Below are 16,455 nucleotides of genomic sequence, written 5' to 3' on the forward strand. Positions count from 1 at the left end.
ACTTTATCAGCTTTGCTGCTTTTGTCAATTTACCTAGGTTGAGCAATTACCTTTTATTTTATCTTGAGCTACGCGATCGCGTAAGCCATCAAGCCATTGAGCAAAAGGACTTGAACCATCAGATTTTGTATACTCGCGAATTTCCTTGGGTTGTGACTCCATAAATCGGGACAGATAACGACATTTAAGACACTTAATATCTTCCCGTAAATGTCCTTCACTTCAACTTGTACAGCCGATAAGTTGGACACATCGAAATTTTGCAGGTTATGAATACACACCAACAGATTCAACAAATCGCGACTACTGATGCTCAGTTAGATCGAGCGATCGCCTTTACCCCCATCCGTAAATCTAAAGATCTCAATCACCTCCAACGTCGCCAACAACAACGAGCTATCAGCAATGACATGATCCGTGTAGCGATCGCCTATGGTCAAAAACACTTCGATCGTCGCGGAGCAATCGTCTATACATTAGGCGATCGTCAACTCAAACAAAGCCCCTATGCAAGATTTACCGACACCCTCAGAGGTTTACAGGTCATCTGTTTACAAGGCTTATCTACTCCTCAAATCCTGACAACATATTGGAATTTCGATACAAAGCGTCGAGTAAGGAAGTAAAGCTATGCACCAAAACAGCACCGATATCAAAGACCTCTATCAACTGCTCGCTCAAGCCGAAACCATGATCGATAAATACAATCTGCAACCTGAGCGATTTCTAGAAAGATTAGGAATCCTTCAACCCCAATTAGAAACAGAGATTGTATTTGGGAAGTCGGGAGGTCGCTTTCTTCTATTCAAAACCCTCGAAGAAGCCAAAGAACGCATCATCATCAAATGTCCTTGGGCAAGCAATTACGGCATCGACAATGATTTAATGTTGCGACTCAACTATGCCCTCGATCGCGATGTGCAAATCGATATTGGTTGGGGCTATCAATACGACATGGGTACTGTCATCAAGCAAGACAGTAACGGTAACTTCACATTCTCCCGTGATGGACAACATCGCTATAGTGCTATGAACAAACTCTTTCAGTTGCAAAAGAGATATCCCGATCGCTTGCAGCTAAAGCTCACAGGCGGACATAGCAAGTATTTTGTCTGCGATCGTAAATTTGCCTATGTTGGCAGTCATAACGTCCTCAGTTCCACCATTCCCAATCTCAAAGCTTCCTATCCTGACATTCAAGGCGATGAAGCTGGAACAATTCACCGCAGTTCCCATGAAATTCAGAGGCTAATTTTACGCTATGACAATGCTCCCGATCTCAGTCATGAACTATGCGATCGAGCTACCAGTGCTTAGAGGCTTTCCTCGCTTGGCTCCAGAATAACTTTAAACTTCACGAAAGACTTGTTAATCATTGGCACTTGAACTGATATTTTTAAAATATCCTCTTAACCAGCAGAAAAAATGGAAATACTAGAAGGCTACCCATCGATCCTCACAAATGCTAAAGCCACAATCGAACAGGCTTTACAGTTGTTTGACACCTTGGAACCTGTGAATCTAGACTTTATGCTCGGTCGTTGGCAAGGTTCTGGACTGCATACATCTCATCCAATGGATGGCTTACTGGAAGCATCCAATTGGTATGGGAAGGAATTTATCGATCCTGAGAACGTGCATCCATTATTGTTTTTAGATGGTCAGGGAAAGGTAATCAAAGTTGCGCCCAATCCCACCGCGATGAATTGGGTGTTGAAAATGCCATTTCTCAAAAATGACTTTCTGAAACCTTTACTCATACTGACAAATTCCCTCCTAAAAACAGAAAGAAGTCAAGCCAGACTGCGAATGATGGAATATCGCGGGAAAGTCAGTGCCACGATGATCTACGATTATCTGCCGATCGCTGACTCGTTTAGAAAAGTGGATGAAAACACTGTATTGGGAATTATGGATTTCAAAAACTTACCTCAACCCTTCTTTTTTATTCTCAAGCGATGCTCTGGGTAATAAGGGCATTTCTAGGCGGGAGATACCTATTTGTTTTGGAGATAAACAATGACCATCAATGTGTCCTGATAGACAGATCGTCTCTTGGGATAAAATGTAAAAAGAGTTTTGTCTACTTCAACTCATACGTCTCCCATGCAAATTACCCTTAACCTCAACGAATCTCTTCTCAACGAGGCTTTTCAACTTACCAACCTCACTACTCAAGAAGAACTAGTTGATCTCGCTCTGAAGGAATTTGTGCGATCGCGTCGAAAGAAAAATCTTTTAGATCTTGCTGGACAAATTCAGTTTGCCGCAGATTTCGACCACAAAGCCCTACGTGAAACTCGTTAGACAATAATTTACTTTTGATTCATAACGATCGCGACTTTGAAACCATTGCCCAAGTGCGATCGCTCCAACAGATTCGCTTTGAATCTTGAGTCTTTTTAGCTAAACACTGACCGAGAAACATATGGCAGTGGCAGTTAATAATCTCTAACCGCTCAACATATTCGTTATTCTCCAGTTGAGCTATCGACTTGTCCTTGCACTTTCTCTAAAAAGCTCTCTAGCTGGGCAAACGTACCTGCATAGGTCGTGGTCGCCGCATCATAGCCCTTGAGCATAACGGAATGCTGCTGAAAAGGTAATAGAGCCATCGCTTGAGGAGATTGCTCGAAGGTCGTTTCACCCAAGGCAATATCTAAACCCAATTCCTTCGTAGCAGATTCCAACCGAAACGCCGCGTTTACCGTATCACCGAGGGCAGTGTATTCTGGGCGATCGCCTGCACCCATTTGTCCCACGATCGCATTGCCCGTATTCACTCCCGCCCCAAAACGCAAGGGAAAAGGCAGATCGAATTGTTGGTTTAGCTGATCGCTGACCTTATAGAGCGCGTGAAGGGCTTGAAACACCCGCAACATTTCTTGAGGGACGACCTTGTCAGTGCCGCGTATGGTGTTATGCACCCAGACCGCCATCACAGCATCGCCAATATATTTATCTACTCCACTGCCATATTGCTTAATAATTTGCCCTGCTTTACCGAACCAAGTTCCAATCACCTGCGAAAGCACTTGTTCCTCTAATTGGCGGGTTAATTTGGTGAAATTGCGAATATCGATCACCAATACAGAGATCATGCGGCGTTGGTGCAGCATAATCGTCGATCGCTGTTTTGCCCCAGCTGTAACATCGGGTGAGGGGCGATTGGGAGGACAGACCAATTCCATATCGGTCATGCCCAAGGTGATGCGATCGCCACTTTGCAACACAATTGGAATACTAACGCGGCGATCGTTCACAAAGGAGCCATTCAGGCTTCCCAGATCGATCAAGTAAAAGTTGCCCGACTCCATAATTTGGATGACGGCATGGTTGCGCGAAGCCCATTTATCTTTTAAAACTACGGTGTTCTCTTCGCCTCTTCCAAATGTCCATGAGGTAGCATTGACGAGTGGAAATGTTAGATCGCCATCCGCATAGTGAATTTTTAGGTGAGGCTGTGAGGAAAGTTCCATAGGTTAAAATTCACAATTGCTTGCTCAACCCCATGTGCGCATTCTAAATGCTCAATCTAGATTGCAAACTTTGCGATCGAGATCTGGCTAACACATCTGCGTCGATTGACTCAGCATTACAAGTGTAACGGTCAAACTTAGGTACGAGGGTATTGTAACAAGATACCCACAATTTACTCTTGAGGTGTAATCTTATGGAGAAATTGCGCTAAATCTTCAAACGTGCCCGCGTAGGTCAAGGTGGGATTGTCATATCCCTTGAGGTTAACAATTTGCTGTTTAAAGGGAAGCAGAACTGCCGCATAGGGAGTATGAGCATAGGTTTTCTCACCTAGGGCGACATCCAAGCCTAGTTCTTTAGTGGCAGACTCTAACCGAAAAGCCGCATTCACAGTATCACCGAGTGCCGTATAGTCAGGTCGTTCGCTGGTTCCCATCTGCCCCACCATGGCATAGCCTGTATTCATGCCTGCCCCTACGCGCAGGGTAAAGGGTAAGGCAAATTCACTATTGAGCTGATTGCTCATGTCAAACAACGCATGCAGCGCCTGAAAGGCTTTGAGCATCTCCTTAGTAGGTACTTGATCGGTTCCCGGGCTCGTGTTGTGAATCCAGACTGCCATCACGGCATCACCAATGTACTTATCTACCCAACTGTCGTAGTGGTTAATAATTTCCCCTGCTTTACGAAACCACGTACCGATGACTTCCGACAGGATATGTTCGTCTAATTGTTGCGTCAGCTTCGTAAAATTGCGAATATCAATCACCACCACCGTAATCAATCGGCGGCTGTGCAGCATCACGGTGTCTGTATTTTGCTCCTGCCCTATTCCTTCATCGTTGGGTGCTGTGTTGGTCTCAGGGCAAAAAAATTCGAGATTGGTTTCCCCAAGGGTAATCCGATCGCCATTTTTTAAACTTACAGGAATGGTCACCCGCCGCCCATTCAAAAACGAACCGTTACGACTACCCAGATCGATCAGGTAGTAAGCCCCTTGCCCAATAATTTGTACCATGGCATGGCTGCGGGAGGCACATTTGTCTGACAGAGGAATATCATTTTCGCGATCGCGTCCCAATTTCCAGGCACTAGCGTTTACTAGTGGGATATGCTTAATGCCACGAGAACCATGCAATGCGAGATAGGGTTGTGTCTGTAAAGCTGCTTCCGTATCATTCACGAATCTCTCTATCCCCTCAATTAATCTCTAGGCAACCTACCGAATACTGCAAGTGATTAAAAAACAGTGCTAACTTCTTTACAAGTAGCTAAAGCTTTAAGAATAGCCTCAAACATGAATTTCCCCTAAAACCCAGATTTTTCACGGCAATCATAGAGCGCTAAAAATTTGAGTAAAAGCGACCTTATTATCTTAGCTGTAACCGATTGGTTTATCTATAACTAAGCGAAATACGCTAAGACCGCAAAAAGCAAATCGACAAAAATAGTACCAAATACAGCACCCGCAAAAGCCCAATAACAAACCTGATGGGAACGCATGGCGCGACTGCCTAACAAAAGTAAAACCGCTGCCAAGCCCAATGCCCAAGCCATGCCCCAACTTGTTTGCACCTGAGATAAAGCACTTTGAAAAATTGGTTGCACCTGTGCAGGGTCGGACTCAACCCGCATAATTGCCCGCCAATGGGGAAACAAATTAACTAGATAGAAATATAGATCGGTGATACTAGTGCCAAAAAGCGAACCGAGATAAAACCAACCACCAACGCGATATTGTGATTGATTGGGAGTTTGACTGACTGCCCAAATTGCCCAAGGCAAGGCGATCGCTTCGATGGGTAAATGCCAAGAAGGTTCCGATCGCAGCCATCCCCAATAGATTGCGCCGCAAAACCAAGTAAGACTAAAGCCCCATAGCAAACTACCCCATAGTTGATTTTGGGGATTTTCTCGTAGTTGGCGACTAATTGATAGCCAGCCCACTGTCAGCACGATACTCAACCAAGGTGCAAAACGCACGAGGGGAGCTTCAAAAAAGACAGGTGCGGATACTAAAAAAACAGTTGCCAGCCAAACCTTCCAATGCAACGATCTCGAATTTTGCGACCAAGACTGAGCGATCGCCGATTCGGGCGGGAACTGGAGTAAAGGCAAACCGTCTGTGGTTACTCCCGTCAGTGAGGACAAAGAAGCACTGGACAAGTTGATGCTTTCTTCGGGTAAAAGATGCTCTCTAACCTGTTCGGGCTTTTTTTCCTCCTCTGGGAATGCCTCTTCTAAAGCATTTGTGCCAGTGGTATATAAAAACAAATTTTGTTTAAAGTTATATTTATTATTAATCCTTAATATACTAGCAAACGCGATCTTGGTGAAGCGCGGTCAGTTGACAGTTGACAGTTGACAGTTGACAGTTGACGGTTGACAGGTATCTATGACGAATATCCATAGCAGAAAAATCCATTTGCCATCGATCGCGCCCAAAGGACAATCAAAAATCACCACAAAAATTCAGTAAAAAACTAGCAACCGATGCCTGACAACGGACAAATTGGCAATCCATGACAAAAAGAGTTTTATTTCTCAGTAATGGGCATGGAGAAGATCTAAATGCCAGCTTAGTTTTAAAAGCCTTCCAGCAAAAATACCCAGAAGTCGAAGTAGCAGCTTTGCCGATTGTGGGTGAGGGAAATGCCTACCGCCGCCTCGATGCCCCTATTATTGCGCCGACGCGATCGCTGCCCTCTGGGGGGTTTGTCTATATGGACAACCGTAAATTACTTTCTGACCTGCGATCGGGTTTGCTAGGCTTAACTTGGCAACAAATTCAAGCAGCGCGAGCCTATGGTCGTACTTGCGATCTGATCTTTGCCGCTGGTGATATTGTCCCTTTAGCGATCGCTCGTCTTACGGGCTGCCCCTATGCTGCCTTTATCGTGTCGTCATCGAGCTATTACGAAAATCGCGTTAGTTTGCCTTTTTTGACCATGCAATTGCTGCGATCGCGCCAATGCCAAGTCATCTTTACCCGTGATGCCTTTAGTGCCCAACAGTTAAATCAGAGAGGTATTTCCAAAGCTTTGTTTGCTGGCTATCCCATCATGGATGTGCTTGAGCCCACGGGCAAAAATTTAGGACTAGTGCCGCAATTGCCGACGATCGCTTTATTGCCCGGCAGTCGCTTACCCGAATCTGCCCGTAACTTGGGCTTGTTATTAGATCTGGCGATCGAAATTTTCCGTGAATTTGCACCTCATCCCGTACAGTTTCAAGCTGCCTTAACACCAAACATGATGTTACCCCAGCTAGGAGGCGAGTCGAATCGGGTAGAAGCATGTACGCCTTTACAAACCGTAGCGTTACAGAAAGGCTGGCAATATCAAGAAAATGGACGGCTCTACCATGCCCAACAGGATGCGATCGTCAACTGCCACTGCGATGCATTTGCCACAATTCTGCAAAAATCCGATCTCGTGATTGGGATGGCTGGTACTGCTGTCGAGCAGGCTGTAGGATTGGGTAAGCCTGTAATTCAAATTATTGGGGAAGGTCCTCAATTTACCTATCGGTTTGCAGAGGCTCAGATGCGCTTGTTGGGGCGATCGGTGCAGACGATTGGCAAAACGCCAGCGACATTTCAGGATTTAATTGAGACAGCTATACAAGTCAAACGGACTTTAGGGAACGCCGAATATTTACAACAATGCATCCAGAATGGGTTGGAACGGGTTGGCGATCCTGGTGGTTCCGCCCAAATTGCTGATAGGTTTGCCCGCCAACTTGGAATCGCATAAAAATGCTCCTGCCTTTTACATCGATAGTTTCAAGGCAGGAGCAATTAAGTTTTAAAAAGCTTACGACAAAGCCAAACTAGCTAACATTTGCGTAAAAGATGCCTCGGATAATGACTTCCTTGGCTTCGATCGCGCCTAAATCTGTACCAGAAAATTGTTCGCATTCAAATGTGCCAGCAATTTCACCAGTTTCGCTGTTGAGTTTGGCAATTTGAAGAGAAATTCTTCCTTTAGAAGTTCTGTCATCTTTTGTGCTCTTAGAATAGCGATCGCGCTTACCAGGTAGTGCTTCGGCAGCATCATAACCAATGGCAAGACCACGACCTTTAGGATCGATAAAGTTGGCTCCACGATAGGTTGGTACGTCTGTTGCGCCTTCAAAATCGGTAGAGGTACCAATTCCAGTGAAACCTGGCTGCGTGGTTGCAGTGAAACCTTTAATCGAGAACAAAATTGCCACTCTCTCACCACCGGGCATTTGTACGGTGATAGGCTGGTAATCCATGCCATCTTTTTCTGTTAAAGTCAAGCTGCCATCATCGTTGAGTTTAACTTCTGCTTTGACATAGTCAAGACTAGAAGTTGCACGAGTCATCAATTTGGCTGCGACAAACTCAGCCTCTTTACGCTTATTATTAGATTCCTCTTTAACAAAAAATGAGGTTGGCTGTAAACACATATTGGTGATCTGCACAGTTCCGCCCTTGGGGATTGGAATAATGCCGCGACCACGCGAACTGCCAAAAACATCTGGACAAGTATTTGCCAGACCAGTACCTCTAATCTGATCGTAGGTCAGGGGAAGATTAGTGCCGGCGATCGCACTATCTGTAAACACGATCCCTGAAACGAAAGTTGCTAAGCTGATACACAAAGCTAAAATCACTTTAGTAAAAGTGCGAAACCTCATAAATAACCTCTTGTTTAACCCGTAAGTAAAACCGAAATAAATCATTGATATAAGTTATTGTCGCTTTAAACTGACCCTAGCGTTAAGCCTACAAAAACTTTTACTGCAAAATTCCATTCATCATATTACCGTGCAATTGAGGGTACTTGCTTGGAGCAAACGAAAAAGCAAAATCAAGAGGTCGTTAAAAGTGACTCTGGAGAACTAGAGACGATCGCCGATCGAATCAAATCCTTAGCTCAAAAGCATGAGGGGAATGCCGTTCAACTTTTAGAGATTTTGCGGGTTCTAGAAAGTTTACATAGTCAGATCTGTAATGACTTGTTTCAACCCGCCATGCCAAACAGTCGCCATGCCTTGTTCGATTTACTTAGAAATATCGAAGCCAATGGCGGTTGGCCCTATATTTATCGAATAAAACTCAAGGATTTACTGCAAAACTTGGAGGCTTCAGATCTAGCAAATCTTCAATTTGCCCCAAAGCTACCAGAGCAAATTGACGCTTCCGATATTTCGGGTAAAGATCCAAGTGGCAAATAATTCCCGAACGAACTTAAAGCAGGGAGCAATTTTGGCGCAGAGCAACCTGCAAAAGCTGTTGGTACTGCTCGTCATCAATTTCATAGGCACCAAACCGCTCTAGATGAGGATTCATCATTTGAGCGTCAAACAAAACAAAACCGCGCGATCGCAAATGTTCGACCAACTTCACCATGGCAACTTTTGAGCCTTCGGGAATGCGATAAAACATCGACTCACCGATAAAGGCTCCCGCGATCGCAATGCCTAAAATACCCCCTGCCAACTGCTCTCCCTGCCAAGTCTCAAAGCTATAGGCAAATCCTGCTTGGTTGAGATCGTGGTAGATCTGCTTGAGTTCGGTGGAAATCCAAGTGGTACTGCGATCGGCACAGCCCTCAACTACGCGATCGAAGGCAGTATTAATTTTTACTTCAAACCAATTTTGATTAATCGCTCGACGCAGAGATTTTGGGCAATGAAAGCGCTGGTCGAGGGGAATTAATGTGCGGCAATGGGTGTAATACCACTCCACAGGCTCCCCCTCATGCTCTGCCATGAGAAAGTGACCTTGTGCGTAGCCATCAATAATCTTGTGAATACTGAGCCTATCGATAGGCATGTATAAGTCCTAGCTAAACATCTACGGAGTCATGACATGATTCTAAATGTTACGTCAATCATGCAGCCAGAATTGCTGATTTAGCTCGTTTAATTGAGAGCTAATTTAGAGCAATTTGTGAGGGGTTCTGCATATTCTTGCCCTCCCAATCATAAAGAAAATATAAAGAAAATGCAAAGAAACCCAAATTGAGATTCAAACCCAAAAAGAAAGATGTAGCAGATTGAGAAACGAGTTAAAAACTCTAGACCCAAGTGCTACACCTCTCTGAAGTAGGTTATTAAATTTGCTTTTATATTCAGAACCTTTATATTTGCTGGTTCCGTTTGATGAATATTATTGTGCCCGAAGTTGTTAAAAAATGGGGATCGCTTAAGAATTTCTTTGTATTGTTAGCGACAGAATATTTGATTAACAAGAATAAGTACTGAAAGCCTGTAAAATTTTACCTCATTTTTTTTATGTAAATTATGCCAAGCTGCCTACTTCAGACTAAGACCTTACGATTGGTAGTTGTGCTATCGCATATTTCAATTCCCACATATTTCCATAGGATTATCGAAACTGAATGCTAAGCAATCCTGAGACTAAAATTCCTGCAGATTCAGACATTATTTGCTACTCCCAAGGAGGGTGCGATCTCCAAATTAATGGGGCATTGGGTGTAGCCTTTAACGATTTGGGCAGTGAGAACAAGCATAAACTACCTGAGATTTGTAGCTTTCTCTGGCAACAAGGTGTAGATGCATTTTTGCCCACCCTAGTTACAACCTCCCTTGAAAACTACAAGGCATCCCTTGCGATCATTGCTGAGGCTATGGAGAGCGATCGCTACGCATCATGCAGTGCCAAAATTTTGGGCGTACATCTTGAAGGACCTTTTCTAAACCCTGACAAACGCGGCGCTCATCCCATCGAACATTTGCGATCGCTAAACATCCCGCAGATCGAGCAAGTTTTGGGTGATTATGGCGCGATCGTCAAACTAATGACCCTTGCGCCAGAGCTAGATACCGAGCAAAAGGTGATTCCATTTTTACGAGATCGGGGCATTATTGTCAGTCTGGGGCATTCTTGTGCAACAGCGCTGCAAGCAAGACAAGCTTTTGCACAAGGCGCGACCGCGATCACCCATGCTTTTAATGCCATGCCCCCGCTTCATCACCGCGAACCTGGGCTATTAGGGGAGGCTCTACTAAATCCGCATGTTTGGTGCGGTCTAATCGCGGATGGTGTTCACGTTCATCCCCAAATGGTAGATATGGTCTATCGCGTTAAATCCTATTCCCCTAACTATTCCACAGAAGACACGAACAATCTATCGTCACTCTTCCTCGTTAGTGATGCTTTGGCTCCTTTGGGCTTGCCTGATGGTAAATATCCTTGGGATCGGCGCGAGATCGCAGTCAAAGCAGGAACTGCGCGTCTAGAGGACGGTACCTTATCAGGTACGACTGTACCCTTACTAGATTGCGCTAAAAATTTAGTGCGTTGGGGCATTTGCGAACCCAAACGAGCGATCGCACTTGCGACAGAATCACCCCGTCGCGCACTTCAGCGATCGCTAGGTTCTAAGGACGATTTGGTATTGGCACATTCTCATTCTCTGGCTTGGTATTGGCAGAAGAATGGTGATTTAGCTTGGTATCGCTGCTAGAGACCTTAGAACTAGAAACAGGGGTACTCGCGCTACTTTGTTGCAACGTGCCTGTAATGTTATGTAATCGAAGAATCATTGCTAAGGTAGACTTAAGCCGCGTACGGGGTATGACGGAATCCACAAATCCATGACCGAGCAAATACTCAGCCGATTGAAAATCATCAGGAATTTTTTGTTTAAGCGTTTGTTCGATCACACGTCTACCTGTAAACCCGATCATTGCCTTGGGTTCAGCCAAAATAATATCGCCTAACATGGCAAAACTAGCGGTTACACCACCCGTGGTGGGATTGGTTAAAACAGGGATGTACAGAAGGTTATCCCGACGATGCCTTTCTAGTGCTGCAGAAGTTTTAGCCATCTGCATCAAACTGAGAATGCCCTCCTGCATTCTGGCTCCACCTGACGCACAGAATAAAATGACGGGTATGCGTTTTTGGGTAGCTGCTTCGATTAAACGGGTGATCTTTTCACCCACCGCAGACCCCATGCTGCCGCCCATAAACCGAAAGTCCATAATCGCTAATGCGGTTGGATTTCCTTCAATACTACCTATCCCTGTAACGACCCCTTCTTCTAAGCCAGTTTTTTGCTTGTATTCTTTAAGCCGATCGCTGTAGGGCTTACGATCGCGAAATTCTAGGGGATCGCATGAGGACAATTGAGCGTCGATTTCTCCCCAAGAGCCAACATCCACCAACTGAGCAATGCGATCGGACGCACTAACTTGATTATGATGCCCGCATTCGGGGCACACCATCAAGTTGGTACGTAAATCCTTGATATAGGTAAGGACACTGCAAGAGCTACATTTATGCCAAAGACCATCAGGAATTTCCCGTTCCTGATATTGAGGAGGGGTTACATTTTGAACCTCACGACGATGTACCTCATTCGCACGCGATCGCGTCTCAGCAAACCAATCAAATAGTGACATAGGGCTTAAAGCAATTTATAGGCGCAATTGACTCAGACAAATATCAGACGGATAGGTATTAAGACCTACTATAGACCCAAGTATTTTGTCATCATATCATTACATTAGAAACAAGCTGACAGTAGGCTTATTCTTGCACCTTGTCAGTCTTGATTTATATATCCAAGAACGAGTAAGTCTCTATTCAAAGATATCCTGTTTTGCTGCCTATTATCGTTTAAGGTCAAATCACCTAGCAATAACGCTGTAGCTCAAACTTATGCAAGATCTTCAGCACCTTTTTGCTTGACCCGCTCAACCTGTGAATACTTTTCCACAGCTTGAGTAATTTCAAACAATGATTGCTGGAGTGGCTTGATCGTTGTCTGCATTTCCTCCAGTTCTATGTTGTCTTGCTCGATCAAACTGCGGAGTTTCGCCACATTGTTTTGTGTGGGTTCCCGCAGACTTTGGGAAATAACCGTGGGACCATTGTCCTTGAGAATTTCTTCCACTGTACGAATGAGGTTTGAAGCTTGGTTGCGCATATTTGCCAACTCTTTGCGGGCAGAGTCCTCATCCGCATAAACTTCTGCTTCCATACGCATCCTCTCGATTTCGCTGGGGCTCAAACCACCCGTATTCGTAATACTAATGCTTTGCTCAACAGCCGTATCAGCATCTCTAGCCGCGACTTTAAGAATGCCGTTTGCGTCAATGTCAAAAGAAACCTCAATTTGAGGAATACCTCTAGGGGCGGGACGAATACCCTCTAATTCAAATCGCCCAAGACTTTTATTGTCTCTAGCCATAGCCCGTTCGCCCTGTAAGACGTGAATTTCCACCACAGATTGGTTATCCACAGCCGTTGAGAAAATTTGCGACTTACTGGTTGGAATTGTGGTGTTGCGATCCAAAATTTTCGTAAATACTTCGCCCTGTGTTTCTAGACCAATAGATAGAGGAATGACGTCTAGTAACAGTAAGTCTTTGACCTCACCACCCAAAATCCCAGCCTGAATCGCTGCTCCAACGGCTACAGCTTCATCTGGATTAACAGATTGGTCGGGCTTTCTGCCATCAAAAAATTTGCTAATGGCTTCTTGAACTGATGGAATGCGGGTTGAGCCACCCACTAAGATAATTTTTTGGATTTCTTTAGGGACGACACCGGCATCTTTGAGGGCTTGAGCAGTAGGTTCTAGGGTTGATTTCACCAAGCTAGCAGTCAGTTGATCGAATTGGGCACGACTAAAGTCCAATTCAATTGTCTTGGGACCCGTGGCATCACTGGCAATAAAAGGCAGACTAATCAGGGTACTTGGGGCAGTAGATAGTTCAATCTTGGCTTTTTCTGCCGCTTCTCTCACGCGTTGTAAAGCGGTTTTATCTTCGCTAAGATCTATCCCCTCTTTTTCTTTAAAATCACCGATGATCCAATTCACAACCGCAGCATCAAAGTCATCCCCACCTAAGTGATTATTACCTGAAGTTGCTTTTACCTCAAAAATACCATCTCCAAGTTGCAGCACCGAGACGTCAAAGGTTCCTCCGCCTAAGTCAAATACCAAAACGGTTTGATCCTGATCTTGCTTATCTAAGCCGTAAGCAAGTGCCGCTGCTGTTGGTTCGTTGACAATCCGCAATACCTGTAGACCCGCGATCAGACCCGCGTCTTTAGTCGCTTGTCGTTGTGCATCCGTAAAGTAAGCAGGTACTGTAATTACAGCTTGCTCGACAGGCTCACCCAGATAGTTCTCGGCATCTTGCTTCAGCTTCTGCAAGATCATGGCTGAAACTTCTTGAGGGGTGTACTCTTTGCCGGCGATCGATACATTCACCGTATCGTCTTTGCCTTTAACGGCTGTGTAAGATACGCGCTTCCGCTCATCTTCAGTTTCATCCCAGCGTCTACCGATAAACCGCTTAATACTAAAGATGGTATTGGCTGAGTTAGTAACAGCTTGGCGCTTTGCTACCTGACCGACAATACGTTCTGTACCATCCTTAAGAAACCCAACAATACTTGGAGTAGTGCGTCCACCTTCAGCACTAGATATGACTACAGGCTTTCCGCCTTCCAAAACAGAGACGCAACTATTTGTAGTACCGAGGTCAATTCCAATTACTTTTGACATAATCGCCAGTCCTGCTAGAGCCTTTTCAAGAGTTTAGCTTACCCAGTTATGCTTTGTAGTGTTCATGGCAGCAGCAACTACTGCTATGAATCTACATGAATAATTACAGTAATTATGTAATAAATAATTACTGTATAAATTAAAGTCAACTATTTGTTGACTCAAGGCTGTCTACCTGATCCCCAACTTCTGTTTCAGGGTTGGGCTCTGCATCAGGTGAAGATTCTAGGCCTGAAGATACTTTGACTAGTGCGTGGCGAAGGACGCGCTCTCCTAAAAGGTACCCTGGACGCAACTCATCCATCACAATACCCTCATTGTATTCGGGGGATGGACTTTGTGCGATCGCTTCATGAAAATTGGGATCGAATTCCTGCCCGACAACATCCATACGCAATAGCCCAGCTTCTTTGAGACACTTTAGCAACTGCTTATAGACAGATTGATAGCTCTTGTGTATGAGTGCTTCAGCTTCAGTTTTAGGATTGATTTGAAGCTGTGCTCTCTCAAAATCATCGACTACAGGCAAAAACTTTTTGAGGATCTTAGCGTTTATCTTATCTTCAGTTTCTTCTTTTTCTCGCTCTGTACGCTTGCGAAAATTCTCAAAGTCTGCATATAGACGAGTATATTGGCTGCTGCGCTCTTCAAACTGACGCTTGAGCGTAATAATCTCCGACATCAGTCCATCTATTTTCTCAGCACTGGCATCAGCTTGTTTTTTTTCTTTGGTAGCGTTGTTTGCATTTGAAGCCTCAGTTGCATCAGTTTTAGCTGGGCTAGCGGCTTCTTTATGCTCAGATCGTTCTTCTTTTTCAGCCAGTTGATTTAATGAGGCCTCTAGATCGAGTTCATCATCTACTAACTCGTCCAAATCGGGGAGTTGATTTTCTTCGTCAATCATTGTGTTAACACTATTTGCGCTTCACAGTTTGGTGTTTTAGCTTAGCAATTATTATAGGAATTAGATAGAAATCGGGAAAACAAAATTTCTAAGATAGAAATTGTGAAGGATCGGGGTGCAATCGTGGGTGCATCATTGTACAAACAGGTTGACCATTCAACAGGTGCTTTTCAACCAATTGAGTGACTTCTTTAGGTTGTACATGCCAATAGTAGATGTTATCAGGTAAGACAACAACTATTGGACCAGAACCACACAATCCCAAACAGCCACAGGCTGACATCGTAACATTGGGAATTGGCTCAGCTTGAAAAACCTTTAGCACATTAGCTGAACCATCCTTTTTACAGGTACGGTGCTGACAGACGAGGACTTGTCTTTGCAATCGGTTTTACTCCCAGCTTTCCCAGTCTTCCCAAGGTAGATAGATTACCTAATTCATATCTTAATCTAAACACAGCGATTGGAAATTCTCGGAGTCATTATATAAAAATACAGCGAGGGTTGTATCACTTTAAAAAAGAAACTATAAATCCTAAAACCCCCTTAATTTACCTAGAGGATAACAATTTTAAGATTCCCAACATTTTGTCTGCATCCACCCTTAAGTGAGATTTACTCAAAGAATGGGAAATAATAATTTTTTAGGGCTAAGAATAAAATGTTTGAGCAAATTTTATTGGCAGTAGATGGATCTGGGCGATCGCGTGAAATGATGAATATGCTGCTGGCACTCCCCAGTTTGCAACGGACTCAAATTACGGTATTACATGTAATTCCAGTGCCCGCAAGTTCTGAGGGATTGACAGAATATCGTCTTGCAGGGGAAAGGATTGTAGACAAAGAAACCAAGAGCTTGAGACTTAACTCAGAGAATCGTTCTGTGGCACTTTTAAAAGAGGGAGATCCCAAGGATATTGTTTGTAAGGTTGCCGATGAACTTAAACCTTCGCTGTTAATCATGGGATCGCGAGGCATGGGTCGGTTACAAGCGATTTTGGCTAATTCTGTCAGTCAATATGTGTTTCAGCTTGCCGCCATACCCATGCTTTTGATTAAAGATGACGTGTATATCAAAACGATCAGAAGCGTTATGGTCGCGTTGGACAGTTCAAACTCGTCTAAAGATAGTCTAGATTTTGCGATTAAGTTGATTGATGGAGCAACCGATGTTGAAATTTTCTTATCTAGGGTGCTTAAGAAAAATGACGACACCACTGCCGAATCCGATCCAGTCCTATCAGAAGCGATCGCCAAATTAAAAAGGATGAATATCCCCTATCGCACCTTTTTGCGCGCAGGCGATCCTGGCAAGGAAATCTGCAAAGCTGCGGAAGAAAGCAATGCCAGTTTATTGGTGTTAGCTTCTCCCGATCGCCGTCCCTCGATCGCTCGTAGCTTACCCGATCTCGATCGCCTACTTGGTACCTCAGTATCAGACTATGTGCGAGTCAATGCTAGTTGCCCTGTGTTACTCACTCGTCCTAAAGAGGAGTAATTTAGAAAATACTAATCAAAGAAGGGGGCGGATTAAATCCGCCCCCTTCTTTG

Annotated in this window: 17 protein-coding genes and 1 pseudogene; 9 read left to right on the forward strand and 9 right to left on the reverse strand. The window is 44.4% G+C overall.

Going from position 1 to position 16,455, the window contains the following annotated elements; all coding sequences use genetic code 11:
- Positions 1 to 269 precede the first annotated feature (269 nt).
- From V2H45_RS07525 to V2H45_RS25560, 5 genes and pseudogenes are all read left to right on the forward strand, one after another.
- Positions 270 to 626, forward strand: a complete 357-nt coding sequence (locus V2H45_RS07525) for a hypothetical protein (RefSeq protein ID WP_330483011.1) — start codon at positions 270 to 272, stop codon at positions 624 to 626.
- A 4-nt stretch (positions 627 to 630) separates the two neighbouring features.
- Positions 631 to 1,317, forward strand: coding sequence for a phospholipase D-like domain-containing protein (locus V2H45_RS07530; protein ID WP_330483012.1), 687 nt, complete (start codon positions 631 to 633; stop codon positions 1,315 to 1,317).
- Positions 1,318 to 1,425: 108 nt separating this feature from the next.
- Positions 1,426 to 1,971: a DUF4334 domain-containing protein gene (locus V2H45_RS07535; protein WP_330483013.1), complete on the forward strand. Its 546-nt coding sequence runs from the start codon at positions 1,426 to 1,428 to the stop codon at positions 1,969 to 1,971.
- A gap of 135 nt (positions 1,972 to 2,106) precedes the next feature.
- Positions 2,107 to 2,307, forward strand: coding sequence for a type II toxin-antitoxin system VapB family antitoxin (locus V2H45_RS07540; protein ID WP_330483014.1), 201 nt, complete (start codon positions 2,107 to 2,109; stop codon positions 2,305 to 2,307).
- Positions 2,301 to 2,396: pseudogene (locus tag V2H45_RS25560) on the forward strand (type II toxin-antitoxin system VapC family toxin); the annotation flags it as partial. The gene V2H45_RS07540 and the pseudogene V2H45_RS25560, both read left to right, overlap by 7 nt.
- 75 nt (positions 2,397 to 2,471) lie before the next feature.
- Here the strand turns inward: V2H45_RS25560 and V2H45_RS07545 are convergent.
- From V2H45_RS07545 to V2H45_RS07555, 3 genes are all read right to left on the reverse strand, one after another.
- Positions 2,472 to 3,479 carry an adenylate/guanylate cyclase domain-containing protein gene (locus tag V2H45_RS07545; protein WP_330483015.1) on the reverse strand — a complete coding sequence of 336 codons (1,008 nt, stop codon included), beginning with the start codon at positions 3,477 to 3,479 and terminating at the stop codon, positions 2,472 to 2,474.
- 173 nt (positions 3,480 to 3,652) lie between these two features.
- Positions 3,653 to 4,663, reverse strand: coding sequence for an adenylate/guanylate cyclase domain-containing protein (locus V2H45_RS07550; RefSeq protein ID WP_330483016.1), 1,011 nt, complete (start codon positions 4,661 to 4,663; stop codon positions 3,653 to 3,655).
- A 221-nt stretch (positions 4,664 to 4,884) separates the two neighbouring features.
- Positions 4,885 to 5,754 carry a DUF3120 domain-containing protein gene (locus V2H45_RS07555; protein ID WP_330483017.1) on the reverse strand — a complete coding sequence of 290 codons (870 nt, stop codon included), beginning with the start codon at positions 5,752 to 5,754 and terminating at the stop codon, positions 4,885 to 4,887.
- Positions 5,755 to 6,002: 248 nt separating this feature from the next.
- Between V2H45_RS07555 and V2H45_RS07560 the strand changes: the two genes are divergently transcribed.
- Entirely contained in the window at positions 6,003 to 7,235 is a 1,233-nt protein-coding gene (locus V2H45_RS07560; protein WP_330483018.1) for a lipid-A-disaccharide synthase-related protein, read from the forward strand.
- 76 nt (positions 7,236 to 7,311) lie between these two features.
- On the opposite strand, the gene psbO is transcribed toward V2H45_RS07560, so the two are convergent.
- Positions 7,312 to 8,145 (reverse strand): photosystem II manganese-stabilizing polypeptide, encoded by an 834-nt coding sequence (psbO, locus tag V2H45_RS07565; protein ID WP_330483019.1) that lies wholly within the window; start codon positions 8,143 to 8,145, stop codon positions 7,312 to 7,314.
- A gap of 150 nt (positions 8,146 to 8,295) precedes the next feature.
- On the opposite strand from psbO, the gene V2H45_RS07570 reads away from it, so the two are divergent.
- Positions 8,296 to 8,685, forward strand: coding sequence for a hypothetical protein (locus V2H45_RS07570; RefSeq protein WP_330483020.1), 390 nt, complete (start codon positions 8,296 to 8,298; stop codon positions 8,683 to 8,685).
- Positions 8,686 to 8,698: 13 nt separating this feature from the next.
- On the opposite strand, the gene aat is transcribed toward V2H45_RS07570, so the two are convergent.
- Complete coding sequence (aat, locus tag V2H45_RS07575; RefSeq protein ID WP_330483021.1) at positions 8,699 to 9,286, reverse strand: leucyl/phenylalanyl-tRNA--protein transferase; 588 nt, start codon at positions 9,284 to 9,286, stop codon at positions 8,699 to 8,701.
- A 568-nt stretch (positions 9,287 to 9,854) separates the two neighbouring features.
- On the opposite strand from aat, the gene nagA reads away from it, so the two are divergent.
- Entirely contained in the window at positions 9,855 to 10,943 is a 1,089-nt protein-coding gene (gene nagA, locus V2H45_RS07580; protein WP_330483022.1) for an N-acetylglucosamine-6-phosphate deacetylase, read from the forward strand.
- Here nagA and accD read toward each other — a convergent pair.
- From accD to V2H45_RS07600, 4 genes are all read right to left on the reverse strand, one after another.
- A complete protein-coding gene (gene accD / locus V2H45_RS07585; RefSeq protein WP_330483023.1) occupies positions 10,858 to 11,883 on the reverse strand; it encodes an acetyl-CoA carboxylase, carboxyltransferase subunit beta in 1,026 nt (341 codons plus the stop codon). The genes nagA and accD overlap by 86 nt on opposite strands.
- Before the next feature lie 257 nt (positions 11,884 to 12,140).
- Positions 12,141 to 14,000, reverse strand: a complete 1,860-nt coding sequence (dnaK, locus tag V2H45_RS07590; protein WP_330483024.1) for a molecular chaperone DnaK — start codon at positions 13,998 to 14,000, stop codon at positions 12,141 to 12,143.
- A 145-nt stretch (positions 14,001 to 14,145) separates the two neighbouring features.
- Positions 14,146 to 14,904 (reverse strand): nucleotide exchange factor GrpE, encoded by a 759-nt coding sequence (grpE, locus tag V2H45_RS07595; protein ID WP_330483025.1) that lies wholly within the window; start codon positions 14,902 to 14,904, stop codon positions 14,146 to 14,148.
- 88 nt (positions 14,905 to 14,992) lie between these two features.
- The gene (locus V2H45_RS07600) at positions 14,993 to 15,289 is read right to left on the reverse strand and encodes a (2Fe-2S) ferredoxin domain-containing protein (RefSeq protein ID WP_330483026.1); all 297 of its coding nucleotides are present in this window, start codon (positions 15,287 to 15,289) and stop codon (positions 14,993 to 14,995) included.
- A gap of 276 nt (positions 15,290 to 15,565) precedes the next feature.
- Here V2H45_RS07600 and V2H45_RS07605 point away from each other — a divergent pair, with 276 nt between their 5' ends.
- Positions 15,566 to 16,402 carry a universal stress protein gene (locus tag V2H45_RS07605; RefSeq protein ID WP_330483027.1) on the forward strand — a complete coding sequence of 279 codons (837 nt, stop codon included), beginning with the start codon at positions 15,566 to 15,568 and terminating at the stop codon, positions 16,400 to 16,402.
- Positions 16,403 to 16,455: the final 53 nt, after the last annotated feature.

The sequence above is a fragment of the Tumidithrix elongata BACA0141 genome, assembly GCF_036349135.1.
Taxonomy (GTDB): domain Bacteria; phylum Cyanobacteriota; class Cyanobacteriia; order Pseudanabaenales; family Pseudanabaenaceae; genus Tumidithrix; species Tumidithrix elongata.